Genomic DNA, 22,565 nt, shown 5'->3' with positions numbered 1-22,565 from the left:
CTGACTGCGTAAAAAAACCCCGCCTGGCGGGGTTTTTTTATGCGTTAGTGCTCATGTATTTATCAACCTTGAACCAAACGTGGCTCCGGCTCCAGCCGTACATTAAAACGAGCATGCACACGGTCGATAATCTTGCCTGCAAAGCGCAGCAATCCCTTACGGTCACCGCCGCCAAAATGAACCAACACTAACGCTTGGCGGTCATGCACGCCAAATTCGCCCTCACATACACCTTTAAGACCGCACTGATCAATCAACCAGCCGGCCGCCAATTTGGTCTTTCCTTCGCCTAAAGGGAAATGTGGCATGTCAGGATAGCGGGCCAATAGCGCCTGCCCTTGCTGATCTGAAACAATGGGATTCTTGAAAAAACTGCCTGCATTGGCAAGCTGCCCCGGGTCTGGCAATTTTTCCTGGCGAATAGCTGCCACTGCCTCTGCAATATCCAACGGGGTGGGCACATTCGGCAAGCGCGAGGCAAGATCGCCATAGTGAACCTTCGGTGCGGGCTGGCTGGAAAGCCGCAATACCAGCCGAGTAATCACGACACGATCACACAGCGCACCCTTGAAAAGGCTATCGCGGTAGCCAAACGCACACTCAGCAGTCTCAAGCCAACGCGTGCTTCCTGTCGCAATCTCCATGATCTGCACGGCCTGAAGGCTATCGGCAAGCTCAACGCCATAGGCGCCGATGTTTTGCACGGGGGCTGCGCCACAATCACCCGGAATCAGCGCCAGGTTTTCAATTCCCCAGAACCCTCGGGCCGCCATATTGAGCACCAGCGTATGCCAGTTAACGCCAGCCCCCACATGCGCCAACACATTATTACCCGCCGAGGTCAGCCACCACTGCCGTAGTGCCGGGCGTATCGCAATCCCTGTTAAGCGCGGCGGCAAAAGCACGTTGCTCCCTCCGCCCAAAAGCGTTACCGGCCAGCGCTGATGCTGGGCAATAGCAAGCGTCGCACGTAAGGCGTCTAGCGTGGTGGGTTCAGCGTAATAATCAGCCACGCAGGGCAAACGTAACGTATTGGACGATGACAGATCCACGTGTTCGTTAATGAGACAAGCCGAGTTTTTAAGGGCTGAAGCTGTCACACGCGGTCACTTTTCAGGTGCTGGATTAACCCCTGTGACGCCGTTTCGATCATATCAAGCACGTCTTCAAATCCCTGCTCACCGCCATAGTAAGGGTCTGGAACCTCTGCTCCCGGCGTTCCAGAGAACTCCAGAAAAAGCCCGACATAAGCGTTGCTTTCGGCAGGTTTCAAGGCACGCATTGCCTGCAGATTGTCGTTATCCATGCCCAGTACATAATCGAATGTCAGAAAATCTTCTGCGGTCAGCTGCCGGGCACATAGCTGGCTCAGGTCAATACCTCGCCGCTTGGCTGCTGATTGAGCGCGCGAATCGGGTGCTTTCCCGATGTGCCAAGCGCCTACTCCGCAAGAGTCAATACTGACACGTTCACTCATACCTGCGTTTTCCAGCGCACGTCGAAAAATGCCCTCGGCAGTGGGCGAGCGACAAATATTTCCTAAACAGACAAAAAGTACCCGCGTCACAACGCGCTCCCTGTACGTTGAAAAGTATTAACCAGATGGCGCTAACAGCGCGCGAACACGAGCTAAATCTTCCGCCGTGTCGACACCTGCCGGGTTAACCTCACACGCCAATGCCACCTGAATTAAATGGCCATGCTGCAAAGCGCGCAGCTGTTCAAGCTGCTCTAACTGCTCCAGCATTGAGGCCGGCCAGTCCCGGTAGGCGGCTAGAAAGCTCGCGCGGTAGGCATAAATCCCGATATGGCGCAGCCATGCATCCGTTTCAAGCAGTGCAGGCTGCTGCTTGAACTGCTCACGATCCCAGGGGATGGGCGCACGTGAGAAATACAGCGCCCGCCCCTGCAGTGAGCGCACTACTTTGACCACGTTGGGATTAAAGAGTGATGCTACATCGTTAATCGGCTCAGCCAACGTCGCAATGGAGGCTTCTGCGTCATCAGCTAAGCGCAGTGCCACCTGATCAATTAACGCGGGCGGAATGAGCGGCTCGTCACCCTGCACATTCACCACTAGTTCGTCTTCACCCAAAGAAAGGCTCTGGGCAACTTCGGCAAGCCGATCCGTCCCCGAGGCGTGATCATCGCGCGTCATGACGACCTCAGCCCCATACGGCAGCATCGCATCACGGATACGTTCATCATCGGTCGCAACAACGACACGAGCCGCCTGGCTTTGACAGGCACGCCGCCACACATGGGCGACCATAGGCTCACCAGCAATATCCAGCAGTGGCTTACCTGGCAACCGGGTTGAACCATAGCGGGCAGGCACAACGGCTATAAATGCAGGAAACGCCATTACAGGTCTCCCGTGCGACCTGGCGAGGTTGGGAGCTTTTCGTCAGCGTCCATTACCCGGGCTTCCTCAGGCAGCATAACCGGGATACCTTCTTGTATCGGATACGCTAGACCGTCATAAAGACAAACCAGTTCCTGCGCTTCGCGGTCGTACTTAAGCTTGCCGTTACATAACGGGCAAACCAGCATTGCCAGCAGTTCCTTATCCATTTATGCATCCCCTTCAGGACAGGGCTGACAGCCTGGCTGCCAGCCAATGTTCAAATTCTAATGGAAGCGTTGCCTCCACTTCTAATATCCAGCTATTGGGTGGCGCAATTCCCATGCATTTCACCGCATCTTTGGCGGTCATGACCACGGGCCGCTGTTTCGCCGGAGTAAATATATCCGCACTAAAACGCTGATGGTCTGCCAACGCCAGCATCTCACCGTTTACGCCTAAATCACGCAATGTAGTAAAAAAGCGCGCGGGGTGTCCGATACCGGCCACGCCAAACACCGGCACGCTAAAAGGTAGCGGTGTCAGCGGAAAGCGCTTGCCATCATTTAGGCGCCGCCAACTTATCGGCATTAGCTGCATGGAAGTGGCGCTCACCGAAAGTGATTGGCGCATGTCTCCCTTCGCTATTTCACCATTCGCTATTTCACCATTAACAACCACCGCATCTACACGCGCTAAACGTTCGGGCGACTCACGCAGTGGCCCCGCAGGCAGGCAGCGACGATTACCCAACCCTCGCGCCCCATCAATCACCACGATCTCAATGTCTCGCTCAAGCGCCAGATGCTGCAGCCCGTCGTCACTCAAAATAATATCGCAACCGAGATCGACCAACGCTTGAGCGCCACGCACACGCTTGGGGTCTGCTACCACGGGTAACAAGGTTTGCTGGGCCAACATAACCGGCTCGTCACCGCTTTGCGCGGGATCCGTCGAGGGCGTTACCTGGAGCGGGTAGTGCTCGGCTTTACCGCCATAGCCACGCGTGACAATACCCGGCGTCCAACCTTGTGCAACCAACCAGCGGCTTAACCAGGCCACTAATGGCGACTTTCCGGTTCCACCCAGGGTGATATTACCCACCACGATGACCGGCACTGGCGCACGCCATGTGGCCTTTTGGCCACTCACATACGCGGCTTCACGACGCGCCATGACATACTTATAAAGCGCGCCCAATGGCCTTAGCGGCAATAGCCATGGGCTATTGTGATAGCCCGCTTCAAGCCAGCGCTGCGCCAGCGTCATTATGCTTCCTGAAACTGAAGTTGATACAGCGCAGAGTAGGCACCACCTTTGTCCAGCAGCTCCTGGTGCGCTCCTTGCTCAATAATACGCCCCTGGTCCATCACCAGGATTCGATCTGCACGCTCAATCGTGGACAGACGATGGGCAATGACGAGTGTCGTGCGTCCCTGGCAGACGTGCTCCAGCGCTTTTTGGATGTAACGTTCAGACTCGGTATCCAGAGCGGAGGTTGCCTCGTCCAAAATCAATATTGGGCTATCTTTGAAAATCGCCCGGGCGATCGCCAGACGCTGACGTTGCCCACCCGATAGCATGACCCCGTTTTCACCCACCACCGTTTCATAACCTTGTGGCAGCTTATCGATAAATTCGCTGGCATACGCCGCCTTGGCAGCAGCTTCAACGGCCTGACGATCAGGGTTCGCCGTGCCATAAGCAATATTATCGGCCACCGTGGCGTTAAAGAGCGTCACTTGCTGTGTGACCAAGCCAATCTGCTGACGCAATGGGCCTAACGCATACTCATTAATATCCACACCATCGATTAAAATGCGTCCTTCATTAAGACGATAAAAGCGTGGTAATAGGCTAACGAGGGTTGATTTTCCGCTGCCTGAGCGACCCACAATCGCCACCATCTCACCAGGCGAGACGTGCAAATTGATGTCATGCAGCACGTTTGGCTGGTCGTCGGCATAGCGAAAGCCAACATTTTCGAGCATCAGCTCGCCCGTTAGACGCTTGGGCACACGCTGGCCGGTGTCTTGTTCCGGTGCTGTATCCATCAACCCAAAGAGCTCTGAAGCGGCGGCAAGTCCTTTTTGAATTTCACTGTTAATTTCAGTGAGCTGGCGTACCGGCTTGATCATCAAGGCCGCTGCGGTAATAAACGCAACAAACTCACCTGGCGTCATATTGGCCATTATCGCCGGCGCCATGGCCAGCCACACCAGCAGCGCCATGGATATCGCTACCAGCATAAGAATAACCGGGGAGCTTATCGCCCGCGTCATTGACTCTTTCATACTCTGTTTACGGTTCTCTTCGCTTACCCGTGCAAACCGTTGCTTTTCATAATCCTCAGCGCCGTAGGTGCGCACAACGCGGTAGCCTGACAAGCCTTCGGAAGCGACATGAGTGACATCACCCATCGAGCTTTGTATGCGTTTTGAAATACGCCGAAAGCGCTTACTGACATAGCTCACCACCACGCCAATAATGGGGGTAACCCCTAAAAACAGTAGGGTTAGCATCCAGTTCGTCCAGAACAAATAACCCACCAATCCCACAACAAACAGGCCTTCACGCAAAATAACGGTGACAGCGTTCGTTGCAGCGCCCGCCACTTGCTCTACATGGTAGGTCACGCGCGAAACAAGGTGACCGCTTGAGTGCTGGTCAAAAAACCGTCCAGGCAGATGCAGCATGTGGGCAAAAACGTCGCAGCGCAGCGTGTGGATCACATAGCGTCCTACATACGCCATATAGTAGGTGCTTAGAAAAGTGCCTACACCACGCGAAGCAAACATCAAAATAACAAACAGCGGAAGAAACAGCCGAAAAGCAGCATCAGGGTTTTGGATACCGTCGATTAACCGCTTCATCATCTCAGCAAGTGCCGTACTTGATGCGGCATATACCACAAACCCAACAGCGGCCAAGCCAAATGCTTGCCAGTGTGGTTTTACGTAGCTAAGTAGCCGTTTATAAATAACCCAACTTGAATCGGTCACACGCGCTCCTGGCAATAGTGTGCAATGCGCTGGATTCTACCTTATGGCGAGGCGCATCAACACCGCTTAACGCCACCATGTTGAACACTGCCGGATGGCCAACGCATTGGTGTAATAGACACAGGATGATCTTTTTGAAGCCAAAACCGCAGTGCCCCATCGTGCCCGGTACTCCACAGGCAACTCTTATACGCTCGGAAGCGGCGTACCACATCATCGACCGGATGCTGGAAAGCATTATTGCGACCTGCACTAAAGATCACATGCAAAGGCGTCGTATGTTGGACAAACTGAACACCTGAACTTGTGCGGCTACCGTGATGTCCGGCGACCAATACGCTGAGCGGCACATCAATATCTTTTAGAAAACGCCGCTCTATATCACGGCTGACATCCCCGGTAATTAATAATTGATGCTCTCCCGCGCTGACTTCCAGCACGCAGGAGCGGTCATTGGCCGAGTAATCATTGGACCCGGCAGGCGGCCATAAAAACCGATACGTAATTCCATCGCGCTGCCACTGCTGGCCACGCTCGCACGGGGTGGCCGTTACCGGTAGAGCTTCACCTAGAGGCGCACGCCAGTGCGTGACTGCATGGCTCTCCAGTAGCGCGCCTATACCACCTGCATGGTCACTGTCGGCATGGCTAACAATCACCTCATCAAAACGCTGGCCTGGCGACCACAATGTTTGCAGAGGCATAAAGCCTGCCTGAAAACGTGGCCCAGTATCGTATAAAAGCCGGTACTGCTGGCTGCGTAGCTCGATAAGCTGACCTTGGCCCACATCATGCACCGTTACGCGCAACGTGCCTTTAGGTATTTGCTCCAACGGAAGCCACCAGGCAAGCGATACCACTAGGCACGTAGCCCCCACTTTCAACCAGGACACCACGCCAGGCAGACCCCAGCACAAAGCCAACAAAAGAAGAGCGCCGCTTAATGGGTACACTAGCGCATGATCAGGTTCCCACAGCGGCCATCGTTCTGACGTAACGGTCAGAAAAACGTAAAAAACCGACAGCGCTTGCTCAAACAACCACCACATGCCCGTGCCCAGCCACGGCAGAGGTGAAAATATCCAGCCCAGCAGCGCCAACGGCACCATGATTGAACTTACCCAGGGCACGGCGATTATATTAATAATGGGCGCGCCCGGCGCCATACGTCCAAATGCGATCAGCACGGCGGCGGCCATTAGCGGGGCCAGTAACAGCTGGGAACGCAGCAACGCCCAGCACCAGCCTTTAACCCCTTTTGGACGCGTGCGCCCTTGCCAAATAATGATCAACCAGGCAACAGCCACAAACGATAGCCAGAGCCCAGGGCGCCATAAAGAGAGCGGATCAAGCAGCAGAATAATGGCAAGTGCCAGCCACCAGGCCTGCCAAGTGGCTGGGGAGTGTCGACCACTGAGCACCCACAGCCCTACCAGCGTCATGACCATGGCGCGCATGGCGGGCGGTTCCATACCGGCCAGATAGGCATAACCGATGGTGACCAGCGCGGCCACCCACCAGGGCCACACGCGCATTCGCCAGTTCAAAGGCGTTGTTAGCCGTGCGATGAGCTTTGCCAGCAATAGCGCAAACCCGGCCACCAGCCCCACATGCAAGCCTGAAATAACCACCAGATGCGTCGTTCCCGTGGCATTGAGTAGCGACCAGTCCTCTTGGGTTAGCTGGCTGCCCTCCCCCAGCGTTAAGGCTGCGAGCCAGCGGCGCGTTCGTTCACCGAGTGGCTGCCTCTCCAGCACATCAAGCGCCAGCTTTCGTACAGAAAACCCAGCCGTGGCCAATTGCGTCGGCGCTGGCTCCTGGCGTACATACCCCGTTGCATGAATGCCTTCTCGCCAGAGCCACTGTTCAAAATCAAACGTACCAGGGTTGGCAAATCCGCGAGGCGGGCGCAGGCGTAGCGTCATTCGCCACTGCTCTCCCGCATAGTAAGTCGGCGCGTTATACGCCGTTACACGGACCTTGTTAAGCGTATCGCAAGCGGGGTGATGAGTAGGTCCTTCACAGGTTTTTACCGCTAACAGTAACCGCTGTGCATCACCCAACGGGGTTACGCTCAGCACCCTTGCTTTTACAACGACATCTTCGCCGTTGAGACCTTCGGGCAAGCGACTGCCCCACTCCTGATGAATGCCAACCATTACCCAGCCACCCAGTAATAGCCAGAAAGCCGCCTTGGCGCGCCAGGCCATCAGTAGCAGCACGCCCAATAAGCTAACGCCAACAAAAGGGTTCATTGCCCCCGTTATACCGCTTAATCCCGCGATTACTGCCCCTAACAGTGCCGCTAGCGCTGCCGGTATCGCCATGCCAAACGGCATACGACTCTCCTTGGCTTAAGAACTTCATCTACTTGGCATAGCCGAAGCGCTACGCGATATGGATAATAGGGTGCACTAATAGGCAAGAGTACCTGACATGCCGCGCCGGTTCCTGCAGCGCTACATGCCCAGACCCGACACGCTACGGCGACAGCGGTCGCTACGCTTTATAGCACCGCTAATTGCCGACCCCGGGCTGTGGCTTTTAACTCGGCGAAGCGTTGCCAACGCCTTTAGCGTTGGCTTGTTTTGCGCCATGCTACCGATTCCATTTCAAATGGTAGTCGCTGCCGTGGGCGCTCGCCTAAGCCGTTGTAATTTAGCACTTTCGGTAGGCCTTGTCTGGATTACCAACCCACTCACCATGCCGCTGATTTTTTATTTTAACTATCGAATTGGCACATTTATGCTTGGAGCCCCGGTACGTGAAGCACCTACGCGTATTTCAACGCGCTGGATTGCCGAACAAATGCACGATATCGTACCGCCACTGATTGTTGGCTCATTTATTACGGCTATTGTGCTAGCAGTGGCCGCCAATATCGGCATTCGCCTTATTTGGCGCTGGCATGTCTCTCATAATTGGAAACGCCGCCGCCTAAATAGGCAGCGGCGTCGGGCATGTATCGAATCCGAGTTCGATGATTAAGGCATGCGAGGCTGCTCAACCAACTTGCCCGCGTCCAGTTTAAGCACCCTGTCCTGATGTGCAGCCAGCCCCACGTCATGCGTCACGATAACAAACGCACACGCACTCTCTTTGGCCAACTCATCCATCAGGGCTAGAATCGTGGCTGCCGTCGTTTGATCCAGGTTACCGGTAGGCTCATCCATTAGCACCAGGCTTGGGTCTGTTACCAAGGCACGCGCAATGGCGACCCGCTGGCGCTCACCACCGGAAAGCTCGCCAGGCTTATGATCAGCCCGCGCCTTCATCCCTACACGCTCAAGAATCTGCATAGCGCGTTTTTCAGCGGTTTTTTTCGACTGACCACGGATAATTAACGGTAACGCTGCATTCTCAACGGCGGTAAATTCTGCCAGCAAATGGTGAAACTGGTAAACAAACCCAATGTAGCGATTACGAAACGTCCCTAAGGCCGCTTCGTTTAAGTTGGAAAGTGGCTCACCAGCGATCACCACCCGACCATCGCTTGGGCGATCCAGACCGCCCAGCAAGTTTAAAAGCGTGGTTTTACCCGACCCAGAACTACCCACAATCGCCACCCGTTCGCCCGCACGAACGGAAAGTTCAAGCTTATCAAGCACGGTCAGGTCTTGTGGTCCTTCGCTATATACCCGCGTTAAACCTTGGCAATCCAACATAACAGGCGGCTCGTTCGCTCCCCCTGCTGCGGCTGGCGTAGCGTTGGACGGCGTGGAAGTTGACTGCATAGACGTTAACGGCCCAGTAGTAGACATGGAAGCATCCTTATTCATAGCGCAGAACATCCGCCGGTTGAACGCGAGCAGCGCGCCATGCTGGGTACAGCGTGGACAAAAACGTTAGACCGAAGGCCGCCAACACAATATTGCGCACGTCATCCCACCTAAGCTGGGACGGCAAATCGCTGATAAAGTAAACGCCTGCATCCAGAAACTTAATCCCAAAGGCCGCTTCAAACCAACCGATCAGATCAGATACTGTCAGCGCCAGCAGTATGCCCACAGCAACGCCAATCGCAATACCAATCAAACCAATGGCCATGCCTTGTACGATAAAGATGCCCATGATCGAGCGTGGCGTAGCACCAATGGTACGCAAAATAGCGATATCGGCACGCTTGTCGGTGACCACCATGACCAGAGTAGAAACAATATTGAACGCCGCAACGGCAATGATCACCGTTAGCAGCAGTGCAATCATGCGCTTTTCCATCTGAATGGCCTGGAAAAGGTTGCCATGCGAGTACGTCCAATCGGTGCCGCGGTAGCCTGGTCCCAGGTCGTTCACAATGGCCTGGGTCTCGCTGCCCGCAATAAACAGATCATCAAGCTCAAGGCGCAAACCACCTACCGCGTCGCCAAGGCGCGCGAGGGTTTTCATATCTTCGATATTGGCGTAAGCGAGATTGGCGTCCAAATCGGCGCCCACGCTGAAAATACCGCTAACGGTAAAGCGCTTTAACCGCGGGAAGACACCCGCTGGGGTGATAGAAGCTTCCGGCACCAGCAGCGTCACTCGATCGCCTACACCCACCCCCAGCTGACGAGCAAGCATAGAGCCAAGCACCACATTCCACTCATCTGGCACTAATTCAGCCAACGTGCCTTGGCGCATATGCTGACCAATAATCGAGACCTGGTCTTCCCAATCGGGATCAATACCGTTGACCATGGCTCCCTGGTTGCGACCACCCGCGGAAAACATGCCCTGCTGCTCAACATACGGTGCAGCCCCCATCACGTGTTCACGCTGCGTCAATCGGTCTGCCAGCGCCTCCCACTCCACCAGGCCATCGGTTGCTTCAATTTTAGTGTGCGGCACCATTCCTAAAATACGGGTACGCAGCTCATGGTCAAAACCATTCATAACCGATAACACCAGGATGAGTACCGCCACACCCAGCATTAGGCCCAGCATCGATGTTAGTGAAATAAAAGAAATAAAGTGGTTCCGGCGTTTGGCGCGCACGTAGCGCAGCCCCACCAGAAAAGGCAAACGATCAAGCATGGCGTCATTCCTTATTAATAAGCGCTCATGGTACGGTTTTTTTAGCCATACTGCATGTGCAAACGGGCATTAGAGTAACAGACCCCAGGCCCGTTCCCTGAAACCACGTAACGCTTGCAAGTTCTTCGACGACGCCCTACATTGCGCCCATTTGCGCTGGCTAAATCGGTGAGCGCTTTACTTCAAATAACGTTACCAAGAGACTTCCTAACCTTGGCCAATATGACATATCGCTTGCTGCCGGAATGGCACCCCCAGGATGGTCTACAGCTGACCTGGCCACGCCCTGATGGCGATTGGGCATCGCTTCTATCGCGTATAGAAGCAACGCTTGAGCGCATCGTGCTGGCAACCGTTCGTTACCAGCAGGTAGTGATCAGCATGCCAGATCAAGCCACCTGTGACCGCGTACGCAAAACGTTCGATGCCTATGGTGTGCCTGCTCATAAGCTATTGCTGATCATAGCGCCTACCGATGATACCTGGGCGCGTGACCACGGCCCGATTAGCGTTGTTGATGATGAAGGCCAGCCGCTACTGTTGGATTACACCTTCACCGGCTGGGGCGGAAAATTCCCTGCCAGCAACGATAATCGGCTGACGCAGGCGTTAGCCGATGCAGGCGTCTGGGCATGCCCAGTGGCTTCACGCGATATGGTATTGGAAGGCGGGGCTATCGAAACCGATGGCGCGGGTACGCTGCTGACGACCGAAGCCTGCTTACTCAACCCTAATCGCAACCCGCATTTAACACGCCAGGACGTTGAAGCCTTGATAGGCGATGATTTCGGCGTCGACCGGGTGCTTTGGTTAACCAATGGGCATCTGGAAGGTGATGATACCGACAGCCACGTTGATACATTGGCGCGATTCTGTAATCCATCGACCATTGCTTATGTGCGCTGTGATGACCTACAAGACCCGCACTACACAGCCCTACACACCATGGAGCAAGAGTTAAAGGCATTTCGACAACGCAACGGCGAGCCCTACCAGCTTGTCCCGCTGCCTTGGCCACAAGCATGCTTTGACCCTGAAGACGGCCATCGGCTGCCAGCCACTTATGCCAACTTTTTGATTATTAATGAAGCAGTACTGGTGCCAACCTACGGCGACCCGGCTGATGCGTTAGCACTCAGTGCGCTGGCCGAAGCGTTCCCCAACCATGCGCTCATTCCCATTGAGTGCTCGAGCGTTATTCGTCAACATGGCAGCTTACACTGCCTGACCATGCAGTTGCCCAAGGGCACGCTCACCACCTCTTTTCATCAGTAAGGAGCCAGGATGTCTATCAAGGTAACCTCTGACCTAACGGTTGGCGTAGTGCAACAGTTTGCCTGGCCCGATAAAGCGCAGAGCCTGGCAGCCAGTGAAGCGGGCATTCGTGATGCCGTAGAACGTGGCGCTCAGCTTGTCATGCTGCAAGAGCTGCATGCTACCCACTACTTCTGCCAGTATGAAGATCCGGCCCTGTTCGACCTGGCCGAACCGCTGGATGGCCCGACCGGACAGCACCTGGCCGCACTTGCTCGCGAATTGGATATCGTGCTGGTCGGCTCGCTGTTTGAGCGGCGCGCACCAGGGCTTTATCACAACACGGCGGTGGTATACGACCGAGATAAAGGCCGGGTGGGTCAGTATCGGAAAATGCACATCCCTGATGACCCAGGCTTTTATGAGAAGTTTTACTTCACCCCTGGTGACCACGATGCGAGCCGTGCAGAAGGCTTTACACCAATTGATACTTCGCTTGGCCGTTTGGGCGTGCTGGTGTGCTGGGATCAGTGGTACCCGGAAGCGGCTCGCCTGATGGCCTTGGCCGGAGCAGACTTGCTGCTCTACCCCACGGCGATTGGGTGGGATCCTAACGATGATATTGCGGAACAAACCCGCCAAAAAGATGCCTGGACGTTAATCCAGCGCTCGCATGGCGTCGCCAATGGCTTACCGGTGATTGTTGCCAACCGCGTGGGATTTGAAACCGACCATTCAGGCGTGGGCGATGGCATTCAGTTTTGGGGAGGCAGCTTTATTTGTGGGCCTCAGGGCGAGCTACTTGCCCATGCCGGTGAAGAAGCTGAACAACTGGTTGTGACCATTGATATGGCGCGCTGCGAAAATACTCGCCGTATCTGGCCTTACCTGCGTGATCGCCGTATCGATGCCTATAGCGATCTAACCCGCCGCTTTCGCGACTAGGCGTTATCGATCTATAGGCCAGTTTAACGTAGCGGTCTTTGACGGAAAACGCCTGCCAAAATCATCTGGCAGGCGTTTTTTCTAGTACCTATTTCTGCACGTACCGCAGCGCTGACTTACGCCATTACGTCAGCAGTAACAAACTTATCACTTCCAGAAATCGCGAATCGAGGCGATGCCTTGGGCGCCTACGGCGCGGGCGTGATTGGCATCAAAGCGTGTCATTCCACCCAGCGCAAAGACCGGCATTCCGGCACGCTCAACCAGTTGTTGAAAATCATGCCAGCCCATCGGCGCTACTTCCGGATGTGAAGGCGTAGTGCGAAGCGGTGACAGCGTCACAAAATCACACCCCAGCAGCGCCGCTTTGGAGAGCTGAGTTTGGTCATGTGTCGAGGCAGAGAGCCACTTTTGCTCGGCAATCGGACGTCGATCCAGCTGCATCAAGCGCTCGCTGGTTAAATGAATACCATCGGCATCCACATGTTCAAGCAGCGCAGGCTCGCCGTTGAGTAGAAGCTTGGCGCCATACTCATGACACATGCGCAAAGCGCGTTCAGCGCGCTTAAGATAAGCGGCTTCATCAAGCTGCTTGGCACGCAGCTGCACCAAGCGAATGTTGTCTTCTTTCAAGGCCCGCTCCAGGAGCGTATCAAAACGCGCCTCGTCAGCCTCTTCTTTTGTAATCAGATATTCAGTGGGCAGCATCACAGCACGCAGGATCGGCAGGTTGGCCGCCGGGAACGGATAATTAGCCAACTCCTCCATCGGCACCCAACGCACGGCTTGGCCTTCGCGACCAAAAGGCTCGCCAGCAAACTCATGAACCTGCCAAACATCTAACAAAATATGCTTGTCAGGATATTCGTGATGCACACGGATCAAGGGCTGCGCACGTACAATCTCAACACCAAGCTCTTCGTGCAGCTCGCGCTTAAGGCCCTCAAGTCCTGTTTCATAAGGCGCGAGTTTCCCACCCGGAAACTCCCACAAGCCACCCTGATCGACATTCGAGGGCCGACGTGCAATCAGCACTTGCTTCTGATCGGCACTAATGATGGCTGCTGCCGCAACATGAACTCGTCGTTTTACCATTACATTCATTACGTCTTTATCCACTGTGTGCGCACCGGCGGATCAGTGCCGGCGCTTACTCGCTGCGTGAGCCCTTTATGACTGCCAAACCCAGTCGGTGACTGGCTAACTAGCTACGATAGTCTGCGTTGATCGACACATAGTCATGGGAAAGATCAGAGGTCCATACGGTGGCACTCTCCTGACCGCGCCCTAAACTGATGCGAATCGTAATTTCGTCTTGCGCCATGACGGCACTGCCTGCGGCTTCCGTATACCCAGCCGCACGACCACCTTCTTCAACCAGGCGAACATCTGCCAGGTCAATGACAATGCGGTCCACGTCAAAATCAGCCACAGGCGCTCGCCCTACTGCGGCCAGAATACGCCCCCAGTTAGCATCAGAGGCGTAAAGCGCTGTTTTCACCAAGGGTGAGTGGGCGACGGTAAATGCGACATCCAGCGCTTCCTGACGACTTTCTGCGCCATCAACCTGGAGCGTCACAAACTTTGTCGCGCCCTCACCATCACGGATGATCGCCTGAGCCAAGCTCGTCATTACCTGCTGCAATGCATCACGGAAGACAGCGATATCCTCGTCGTCTTCAATCGCCGTTCCCGTACCTGTCGCTGCAAGCATGCACGCATCATTGGTTGAAGTGTCGCTATCCACGGTAATGCAGTTAAACGAGGTATCCACCGTCTCGCGTAACAAGCGATCCAGTAATGACTGTTCAATAGCAGCATCCGTGACGACAAAGCCCAACATGGTCGCCATGTTGGGTTTAATCATGCCTGAGCCTTTAGTGATGCCATTGATAGTAACTGACCCGTCACTAACCTTCACGGTAACGCTGTCACCTTTGGCTCGGGTGTCGGTGGTTAAAATCCCTTCACCGGCATGTTGCCACGCCTGACTATTGTCAGCACCTGACGCAAGCGCTGGCGTGATACCGGCTAAAAGGTGCTCCATGGGAAGTGGTTCACCGATAACCCCCGTTGAGAAAGGCAGTACCTGATGCTCGGCAACGCCAGCTTGCTCTGCTACCGCTTTACAGCTGGCGTAGGCATCATGAAGCCCCTGTTTGCCGGTGCCCGCATTCGCATTACCGGTATTAATTAGCCAGTAACGCGGTGCCTGGCCCTGCTCGCGGCAGCGCTCAATATGCGCCTTGGCAACCGACACCGGGGCAGCGCAGAAGGCATTTCGCGTGAACACACCAGACACGGTTGCCGAGGCGGGTAGCTCAATAACTACCATGTCACGACGACCCGGCTTTTTAATACCCGCCATTGCACTTCCCAAGCGCACCCCAGCCAAGGGGGGCATCACCGGAAAGGGACTATTTCCCACCGCCATGATCGTCTCCTCTACCTAAATCCAGACCGCTTCTGATTAGCTTAATTTACCGCAGCACTGCTTGTACTTCTTACCTGAACCACATACACACGGGTCGTTGCGGCCGACTTTCGGCCCTTCGCGACGGACAGGGCGTGCGTCCTGCTCAGTGCTTTCCACATCACTGTTTTCACCGCTTAATCCGCTTTCACTGGAAGAAGCATCATCGTGACGATTAGCGGCCGCGGCTTTTTCGCGGGCCAACTCTTCACGCCGCTTTTGCTCCAGCGCATCAACTTCTTCAGGCTGACGTACCTGAACATGGCTTAGAATACGGGTGACATCCGCTTTAATATTGGTCAGCAGGTGCTGGAACAATTCAAACGATTCACGCTTGTACTCTTGCTTGGGGTTCTTTTGTGCGTAGCCGCGTAAATGGATGCCCCGACGCAGGTGATCCATGGACTGCAAGTGCTCTTTCCAACGCGTATCCAGAACCTGAAGCATGACCTGCTTCTCAAAACGACGAATCAGGGTCGCGCCTGCGGCATCCACCTTGGCCGCATAAGCGTCATGGTGCATGTCTTGCAGACGCTCACGCAGCTTCTCTTCGCTAAAGCGCTCATCATCAGCGGCCCACTGGACCACCGGGGCATCCAAGTTGAACTCTGTCTTAAGGTGCATTTCAAGCCCAGCCAGATCCCACTGCTCGGCTAAACCCTGCGGCGGAACGAAGTCGTTAATGGTGTCTTCCATGACTTCTTCACGAATACCCACGATAGCTTCTGCAATGTCATCAGAGGCCAGAACCTCATTGCGCTGCTCGTAAATAACCCGGCGCTGGTCGTTTGCCACGTCATCATATTCAAGCAACTGCTTACGAATATCGAAGTTACGCCCTTCCACTTTTTTCTGGGCACGCTCAACGGCGTTAGATACCATTTTGTGCTCAATGGCTTCGCCGCGCTCCAGGCCCAATGCCTGCATGAGACGCTTAACGCGGTCAGAACCAAATAGCCGCATCAGGCTATCTTCCAACGACAAGAAGAAGCGCGTTGAACCTGGATCGCCTTGACGACCAGAACGTCCACGCAACTGGTTATCAATGCGCCGAGACTCATGGCGTTCCGAACCAATAACGTGCAGGCCACCGGCTTCCAGCACACCATCGTGACGCTGCTTCCACTCGGCTTTTAATGCATCAATCTGCGCCTGGCTTGGGTTTTGCAGCTTGGCAACGTCAGCTTCCCAGTTGCCCCCCAACATAATATCGGTACCTCGACCGGCCATGTTGGTGGCAATAGTGATCGCGCCAGGACGCCCTGCCTGAGCAATAATCTCGGCTTCACTCTGGTGCTGCTTGGCATTCAGGACATTGAACTTCAGCCCCGCTTCGCGCATTAAGTGCGCCAGATATTCAGACGTCTCGATGGACGCCGTACCTACCAACACCGGGCGGCCTGCCTCTGTCTCGACCTGAACGTCCTTAATAATCGCCTCGTACTTCTCTTCGGCGCTAAGGTAGACCAGGTCGTTAAGGTCTTTACGGGCTAACGGGCGATTGGTGGGGATGACGATAACATCAAGCCCATAAATCTGACGGAACTCAAAGGCTTCCGTATCAGCAGTACCGGTCATGCCTGCCAGTTTTTCATACAGACGGAAATAGTTCTGGAAGGTGGTGGATGCCAGCGTCTGGCTCTCGCGCTGAACGGTCACCCCTTCCTTCGCTTCAACAGCCTGGTGAAGCCCTTCAGACCAACGGCGGCCAGGCATCGTCCGTCCAGTATGCTCATCAACGATGACCACCTGGTCTTCCACTACAATGTAATCAACATCCTTGTTGTAGAGATGGCGTGCCCGGAGCGCAGAATGCATGTGCTGAAGTAAATTCAGGTTTTGAGCGGCGTAAAGCGATTCACCCTCTTTAAGAAGGCCTTCCGCCTGCATCAGCTCTTCAACCCTGTTATGCCCCTGCTCGGTCAGCTCAACCTGCTTTTGCTTCTCCTCCAGCACAAAATCGCCAGTTGCAGGCTGGTCGTCATCTTCCGAGACCTCACCCTCTTCCAACTGCTGGGCAAGCTGATTAACGACGTTATAAAGATTGGTATTTTCATCCACCGCACCTGATATGATCAACGGCGTACGCGCCTCATCAATCAGGATAGAATCCACCTCATCAACAATGGCATAGTGCAGGCCACGCTGCACCTTATCCTCCAAAGAGAACGCCATGTTGTCGCGCAGGTAGTCAAAGCCAAATTCGTTATTGGTACCGTAGGTAATATCACACCGATAAGCATGGCGTTTCTCCTCCCCGGTTTGGCCGGAAAAGATAACCCCAACAGAAAGCCCTAAAAACTCATACAGCGGGCGCATCCACTCGGCATCACGGCGGGCAAGGTAGTCATTGACGGTGACAACGTGTACGCCCTTTGCAGGCAGCGCATTGAGATAAACGGCCAGTGTTGCTACCAGCGTTTTACCTTCGCCGGTTTTCATTTCAGCAATACGACCACGGTGCAGGGTCATGCCCCCCACCATCTGTACATCAAAATGCCGCATACCCATGACGCGCTTGCTGGCCTCTCGCACAATCGCAAACGCAGAAGGCAACAAACTATCCAACGCCTCGCCATTTTCCAGGCGCAAACGCAGCTCCGCTGTCTTACCTTGTAATTCAGCGTCGCTTAATCCTTCAAGCTCAGCTTCGAGCACGTTCACACTGCGAACGTTTTTGTGCATGCGCTTTACTTCACGGTCGTTCTTGGAGCCAACAACCTTGCGTAACAAATTATTAATCATGAAATTTCCAAATCATCTTGAGCGAACCAATGGGCTTCGCCCTGTTCCGTATAAGGCAAGTAAAGTACGTTTTAGAAAACCGTGAGTTAAGCGGGCGGACCGCGCTGGGTAAGCACATCGTGTGCGGCTACCTGGCGCTTTATAAAATCATAAACAGGTAAAAAGTGGCGCTGCACCGCGATACGTTTAAATCGCTGCTGCCAACCGCGCAATGCGCGTCGCCTTTTGGCGATCCAATGCGATTGAGCACGTAAAATAGCCGGCACCCACAAACACACGCAGACGTTACGCTCAGCCCCCCGCATGGCATCAAAAGGCACTAAACTATTGGGCAACAAGCAGCTTACCAGGAGCCCTGCCAGCCACCAACGCGCCAAGCCATAGCGACGGTTACGTCGCGGCAAAGCAGAAAAGGTGTTAAGCGTGGAGGACATGCTGTGGATTGGCTCCTGAGCGTGTTAGGCTCTGCAAATAAGTAATGCATCCGTGTAGATGCCGCTACTTGGCTATATATTGAGGGGTTACCCCAGGATTCAAGCGTATGAGTATAAAGGTTAAGCGTTCTCGCGCACAGCCCATCGCCCGTCTGCTAAACAAGTCAGGGGATATTGGCCAATTAATGCGCCAGTCTCGCTTGATAGATCAGGCCCAGTGTCATTTAAGAGCCCACCTGCCAGAAGAGATGCGCCCACATATCTTTGTCGGCGGCTTTCGCGATGGGCGCTTAACCCTGATCAGTGGACAGGCAAGCTGGCTGACATGGTTGCGCTTTGAACAGCAGCGGCTGTTGACGCTGCTACATCAACTGCCAGGCTTTGAGGCTGTGAACGGCTTTACCTTTAAAGTGCGCCCCGTCCGCCCAGTTGAGGCGCCTTTGCGTAATACCCGACACTTATCCGCCAGTGCGGGAAAAACGCTCAGCGAGTGCGCAAGCGACACGCACAATCCTGCGCTACGTAAAGCGCTAGAGCGCCTTGCGTCTCACGCACCAAAATAAGCGCCGCGCACATTGCGCACTTCTCAAATGCCAGAAACGCAAAAGCACCGCCTGAGCGGTGCTTTTTTTCATCAAGGCCAGTTATCGAGCTTGACTACCAAAGGTGGAACCTGGATAGCGCGTCATAGCTAATATCTGACACTCCTGCTTGGCAGTTAGGCCATTGCAGGCGCTGCGTACGAAATAGGCGCAACGGCTTTTTCATCTTCAAACGTCACGATTTCATAAGCATCAGGCTGTGCCATCAATTCGCGGCAAAGCTGGTTATTCAGCGCATGGCCAGATTTTGTACCGTGAAACTCACCAATCAGGCTGTAGCCTAACTGATACAAATCGCCGATCGCATCCAGCACCTTGTGCTTGACGAATTCATCTTCGTAACGCAAACCGCCTTCATTGACGATGCGATAATCATCAACCACGATCGCATTATCCAGGCTTCCCCCCAGGGCCAGGTTATTAGAGCGCAAAAACTCCAAATCCTTCATAAACCCAAAGGTGCGCGCCCGAGAAACTTCTTTCACAAAAGAGGTCGTCGAAAAATCGATAAGCGCGGTTTGTTTCTGCTGTTCGAAAACCGGGTGGTCGAAGTCAATGGCGAACGAGACCTTGAACCCTTGGTGCGGAAGGAAAACGGCTTCTTTATCGCCATCTTTAACCGCGACGCGACGCTTGATACGTATAAATTTCTTTGCTGCATCCTGCTCAAGAATACCCGCCGATTGGATTAAAAACACAAACGGGCTGGCACTACCGTCCATAATCGGTACTTCGGGAGCACTTAGGTCAACATAAGCATTATCGATGCCTAGTCCTGCAAACGCTGACATCAAATGCTCAACCGTTGCCACTTTCACACCTTCGAGTGAAAGTGCAGTGCAAAGTGTTGTGTCTTCCACTAACTCTGCGCGTGCGGGTATATGTACCACAGGCTCCAGATCGGTTCTAACAAACACAATCCCGGTGTTTGTCGGCGCCGGACGCAAAGCCATGTGGACTTTTTTGCCGGAGTGCAGACCCACTCCAGTGGCGCGGATGACGTTTTGTAGGGTGCGTTGTCTGATCATGGGCAGTGGTCGAACTCTAATGACGGTAGTACCGTAGGGGAAGGAAAGTTATCAAACAGTGTTCACTTTAACAGCAAACGAGCGTTTTAACCAATAAAACACTCGTTTGCTGGCCCGGTAAACCTATAGAAACAATCAATCGGCCTGACGGCGCAAGAAAGCAGGTATGTCCAGATAGTCGTCAGCATCGGCTGAGCGACTCTTTTCCGGACGCGGTTTGGGCGCGTGTTCAGGCGCCTCTGCACGGGCAGTTGCTTGCTGACGCATTACGGTAGGCTGCTGTAGCTTACGGTAATCAGAAGAGTCAGCAGAAGAGCGACGTGCAGGTTCACGTGTCGTCGCTTTGGCAGCTTTCGCGCCATCTAATCCAGCAGCAACAACAGTAACACGCAGCTCATCAGACATTTCCATATCGATGGAAGTTCCCACGACAATGGTCGCTTCTTGTGAAGCAAACTCTTGAACGGTGGCACCTACATCGTTGAACTCGCCAATCGACAGGTCCGGGCCTGCCGTAATATTGACCAGAATGCCTCGCGCACCATGCAGATCGATATCTTCCAGAAGCGGGCTACGGATAGCTTTTTCAGCTGCTTCGCGGGCGCGGTTCTCGCCGGTAGCACCGCCCGTACCCATCATCGCCATGCCCATTTCAGACATAACAGTACGCACATCAGCAAAGTCGACGTTGATAATACCAGGGCTTGTAATCAGCTCGGCAATACCTTGAACAGCGCCAAGCAATACATCGTTGGCAGCGCTAAACGCAGTTAATAGCGTCGCGCTTTTACCCAGTACGGATAAAAGCTTTTCGTTGGGTATGGTGATCAGCGAATCAACATGTTGAGAGAGCTCTTTCATTCCCTCTTCGGCAGCGCGCATACGCTTGGGGCCTTCAAACGGGAAAGGCCGCGTAACGACAGCTACCGTTAAAATACCCAGTTCTTTGGCAACTTGCGCAACCACTGGCGCGCCGCCGGTGCCTGTACCACCGCCCATACCAGCGGTAATAAAGACCATATCGGCGCCTTCAAGCAGCTCAGCGATTCGGTCACGATCTTCCATCGCGGCCTGACGACCTACCTCAGGGTTGGCGCCAGCACCGAGCCCCTTGGTGATTTCACCACCTAGCTGTAATACTGTTTTTGCGGATACGCGTTTAAGCGCCTGGGCATCGGTATTGGCGCAAATAAATTCAACGCCTTCAATGTTACTTTCAACCATGTGATTGACGGCATTGCCGCCACCACCACCAACACCGACTACTTTTATGACCGCACTACTTGAGGGTGCGTTATCTACCAATTCAAACATAAGCCCCGTCTCCTGAACCGCGCTTGCGGCCCTGTCAGAAATTTCCTTTGAACCAGCCCTTGATTCTGGCCAGCGCCGAATGGTCTTCCTTGATATCACGTCGAGAGAGCTCGTTGCGACCTTTGTGAGGTGCAATGACTCCCCCGTGGCTTTCTAGACCCTGCCCATGCCGCGCTTCTTGCAGTGCATAGTGCAATAAGCCGACACCTGTCGCATAAATGGGGTTTCGCACGACATCCGCTAAACCTTTAACGTTTTGCGGACAAGCAATACGAACCGGCATGTGGAATATCTCTTCCGCCAATTCGCCGACCCCTTCCATACGTGAGGTGCCACCAGTGAGCACAACACCAGCGGCAACCATGTCTTCATAGCCACTGCGACGTAATTCGTCTCTAACCAGTGTAAATAGCTCTTCATAGCGTGGTTCGACCACTTCTGCGAGCGCCTGACGCGACAAGTCGCGTGACGGACGATCACCCACACTAGGAACCTTAATCATTTCATCGCTTGCGGCCAATTGCGTTAAGGCACAAGCGTATTTAACCTTGATCTCTTCTGCGTGCTGCGTCGGGGTACGTAGCGCCATGGCAATATCGTTGGTGACCTGATCACCAGCAATCGGTATAACGGCCGTATGTCGAATGGCACCTTCAGTAAAGATGGCCATATCAGTGGTTCCACCACCGATATCCACCATGCAAACACCTAATTCACGCTCGTCTTCGGTCAACACTGCCATGCTGGATGCCAGCTGCTCCAGGATAATTGAGTCGACGTCCAAACCACAGCGTCGAACACATTTCTCAATATTCTGTACCGCGTTGAGTGCTGCCGTTACCAGATGAACTTGCGCTTCTAAACGTACACCGGACATGCCCAAGGGCTCGCGAATACCGCCTTGTGCATCAATTGCAAATTCCTGGGGCAGTACATGTAAAACGCGCTGACCTTCTGAAACCGCCCTTGCCCTCGCTGAATCAATAACGCGATCAATATCAGAAGGAGTAACTTCACGCTCTTTAATAGCGACCACGCCATCTGAATTCATCGAGCTAATATGACTACCCGCAATGCCCACATATACCGAGTGAATATCGCAACCAGCCATAAGCTCGGCTTCTTCCACAGCGCGCTGAATAGATTGAACGGTTGATTCAATATTAATGACAACGCCTCGCTTCATACCCCGTGACGGATGCGAGCCGATACCAGCAATTTCAATGCCGCCATCATCGGTAGGTTGACCGACAATTGCGACGACCTTGGACGTTCCAATGTCCAGCCCGACCACCATATTCGATGCATTGGGTGAGCCTGCCATGAGTCGGGAATTCTCCTTGTAAACTTTTTAAAATTAAAATAAATAGGGATACTTAAACCAACTTATTCTTTGCCTATTATAACTTGC

General features: G+C 54.0%; 20 protein-coding genes. 4 read left to right on the top strand and 16 right to left on the bottom strand.

Going from position 1 to position 22,565, the window contains the following annotated elements; translation table 11 throughout:
* Positions 1 to 62: 62 nt before the first annotated feature.
* The 7 genes from murB to INT20_RS01085 are packed head-to-tail and all read right to left on the bottom strand — an operon-like array spanning position 63 to position 7,685.
* The gene (gene murB, locus INT20_RS01115) at positions 63 to 1,052 is read right to left on the bottom strand and encodes a UDP-N-acetylmuramate dehydrogenase (protein ID WP_319643838.1); all 990 of its coding nucleotides are present in this window, start codon (positions 1,050 to 1,052) and stop codon (positions 63 to 65) included.
* 44 nt (positions 1,053 to 1,096) lie between these two features.
* Positions 1,097 to 1,567, bottom strand: coding sequence for a low molecular weight protein-tyrosine-phosphatase (locus INT20_RS01110; RefSeq protein ID WP_193056293.1), 471 nt, complete (start codon positions 1,565 to 1,567; stop codon positions 1,097 to 1,099).
* A 27-nt stretch (positions 1,568 to 1,594) separates the two neighbouring features.
* A complete protein-coding gene (gene kdsB / locus INT20_RS01105) occupies positions 1,595 to 2,365 on the bottom strand; it encodes a 3-deoxy-manno-octulosonate cytidylyltransferase (protein ID WP_193053772.1) in 771 nt (256 codons plus the stop codon).
* Positions 2,365 to 2,574, bottom strand: coding sequence for a Trm112 family protein (locus INT20_RS01100; RefSeq protein ID WP_172116363.1), 210 nt, complete (start codon positions 2,572 to 2,574; stop codon positions 2,365 to 2,367). Before INT20_RS01100 ends, kdsB begins: the two co-directional genes overlap by 1 nt.
* 13 nt (positions 2,575 to 2,587) lie before the next feature.
* Entirely contained in the window at positions 2,588 to 3,613 is a 1,026-nt protein-coding gene (gene lpxK / locus INT20_RS01095; RefSeq protein ID WP_193056292.1) for a tetraacyldisaccharide 4'-kinase, read from the bottom strand.
* Positions 3,613 to 5,346, bottom strand: a complete 1,734-nt coding sequence (gene msbA / locus INT20_RS01090) for a lipid A export permease/ATP-binding protein MsbA (RefSeq protein ID WP_193053774.1) — start codon at positions 5,344 to 5,346, stop codon at positions 3,613 to 3,615. Before msbA ends, lpxK begins: the two co-directional genes overlap by 1 nt.
* A 56-nt stretch (positions 5,347 to 5,402) precedes the next feature.
* Complete coding sequence (locus INT20_RS01085) at positions 5,403 to 7,685, bottom strand: DNA internalization-related competence protein ComEC/Rec2 (protein WP_193056291.1); 2,283 nt, start codon at positions 7,683 to 7,685, stop codon at positions 5,403 to 5,405.
* 97 nt (positions 7,686 to 7,782) lie between these two features.
* On the opposite strand from INT20_RS01085, the gene INT20_RS01080 reads away from it, so the two are divergent.
* Positions 7,783 to 8,334: a DUF2062 domain-containing protein gene (locus tag INT20_RS01080; RefSeq protein ID WP_172116359.1), complete on the top strand. Its 552-nt coding sequence runs from the start codon at positions 7,783 to 7,785 to the stop codon at positions 8,332 to 8,334.
* Here the strand turns inward: INT20_RS01080 and INT20_RS01075 are convergent.
* On the bottom strand, positions 8,331 to 9,011 hold the full coding sequence (locus INT20_RS01075; protein WP_193053882.1) for an ABC transporter ATP-binding protein: 681 nt from the start codon (positions 9,009 to 9,011) through the stop codon (positions 8,331 to 8,333). The two genes, INT20_RS01080 and INT20_RS01075, sit on opposite strands and share 4 nt — an antisense overlap.
* A 106-nt stretch (positions 9,012 to 9,117) precedes the next feature.
* Positions 9,118 to 10,359 (bottom strand): lipoprotein-releasing ABC transporter permease subunit, encoded by a 1,242-nt coding sequence (locus tag INT20_RS01070; RefSeq protein ID WP_193053776.1) that lies wholly within the window; start codon positions 10,357 to 10,359, stop codon positions 9,118 to 9,120.
* 222 nt (positions 10,360 to 10,581) lie between these two features.
* On the opposite strand from INT20_RS01070, the gene INT20_RS01065 reads away from it, so the two are divergent.
* Together INT20_RS01065 and INT20_RS01060 are read left to right on the top strand one after the other, a co-directional pair.
* Positions 10,582 to 11,634 (top strand): agmatine deiminase family protein, encoded by a 1,053-nt coding sequence (locus INT20_RS01065; RefSeq protein ID WP_193053883.1) that lies wholly within the window; start codon positions 10,582 to 10,584, stop codon positions 11,632 to 11,634.
* Positions 11,635 to 11,643: 9 nt separating this feature from the next.
* On the top strand, positions 11,644 to 12,558 hold the full coding sequence (locus INT20_RS01060; protein ID WP_193056290.1) for a carbon-nitrogen hydrolase: 915 nt from the start codon (positions 11,644 to 11,646) through the stop codon (positions 12,556 to 12,558).
* A 147-nt stretch (positions 12,559 to 12,705) separates the two neighbouring features.
* Here INT20_RS01060 and INT20_RS01055 read toward each other — a convergent pair whose 3' ends face one another.
* The 4 genes from INT20_RS01055 to INT20_RS01040 form a co-directional block, all read right to left on the bottom strand.
* Positions 12,706 to 13,653, bottom strand: a complete 948-nt coding sequence (locus tag INT20_RS01055) for a Nudix family hydrolase (protein WP_193053778.1) — start codon at positions 13,651 to 13,653, stop codon at positions 12,706 to 12,708.
* Between the two features lie 109 nt (positions 13,654 to 13,762).
* Complete coding sequence (gene argJ, locus INT20_RS01050; RefSeq protein WP_193056289.1) at positions 13,763 to 14,992, bottom strand: bifunctional glutamate N-acetyltransferase/amino-acid acetyltransferase ArgJ; 1,230 nt, start codon at positions 14,990 to 14,992, stop codon at positions 13,763 to 13,765.
* Between the two features lie 36 nt (positions 14,993 to 15,028).
* Entirely contained in the window at positions 15,029 to 17,776 is a 2,748-nt protein-coding gene (secA, locus tag INT20_RS01045) for a preprotein translocase subunit SecA (protein ID WP_193056288.1), read from the bottom strand.
* Between the two features lie 86 nt (positions 17,777 to 17,862).
* A complete protein-coding gene (locus tag INT20_RS01040; RefSeq protein WP_193056287.1) occupies positions 17,863 to 18,210 on the bottom strand; it encodes a hypothetical protein in 348 nt (115 codons plus the stop codon).
* Between the two features lie 107 nt (positions 18,211 to 18,317).
* On the opposite strand from INT20_RS01040, the gene INT20_RS01035 reads away from it, so the two are divergent.
* Positions 18,318 to 18,773 (top strand): DUF721 domain-containing protein, encoded by a 456-nt coding sequence (locus tag INT20_RS01035; RefSeq protein WP_193056286.1) that lies wholly within the window; start codon positions 18,318 to 18,320, stop codon positions 18,771 to 18,773.
* A gap of 155 nt (positions 18,774 to 18,928) precedes the next feature.
* Here INT20_RS01035 and lpxC read toward each other — a convergent pair whose 3' ends face one another.
* The 3 genes from lpxC to ftsA all read right to left on the bottom strand — a co-directional run bounded on the left by lpxC (position 18,929) and on the right by ftsA (position 22,478).
* The gene (gene lpxC, locus INT20_RS01030; RefSeq protein ID WP_172116351.1) at positions 18,929 to 19,840 is read right to left on the bottom strand and encodes a UDP-3-O-acyl-N-acetylglucosamine deacetylase; all 912 of its coding nucleotides are present in this window, start codon (positions 19,838 to 19,840) and stop codon (positions 18,929 to 18,931) included.
* 135 nt (positions 19,841 to 19,975) lie between these two features.
* A complete protein-coding gene (gene ftsZ / locus INT20_RS01025) occupies positions 19,976 to 21,154 on the bottom strand; it encodes a cell division protein FtsZ (protein ID WP_172116350.1) in 1,179 nt (392 codons plus the stop codon).
* 34 nt (positions 21,155 to 21,188) lie between these two features.
* The gene (gene ftsA / locus INT20_RS01020) at positions 21,189 to 22,478 is read right to left on the bottom strand and encodes a cell division protein FtsA (protein ID WP_193053782.1); all 1,290 of its coding nucleotides are present in this window, start codon (positions 22,476 to 22,478) and stop codon (positions 21,189 to 21,191) included.
* Positions 22,479 to 22,565: the final 87 nt, after the last annotated feature.

The sequence above is a fragment of the Halomonas citrativorans genome, from assembly GCF_014898005.1.
Lineage (GTDB): Bacteria > Pseudomonadota > Gammaproteobacteria > Pseudomonadales > Halomonadaceae > Vreelandella > Vreelandella citrativorans.
The sequence above is the reverse complement of the archived record's forward strand: the minus strand, read 5'-3'. Positions and strand labels throughout refer to the sequence as shown.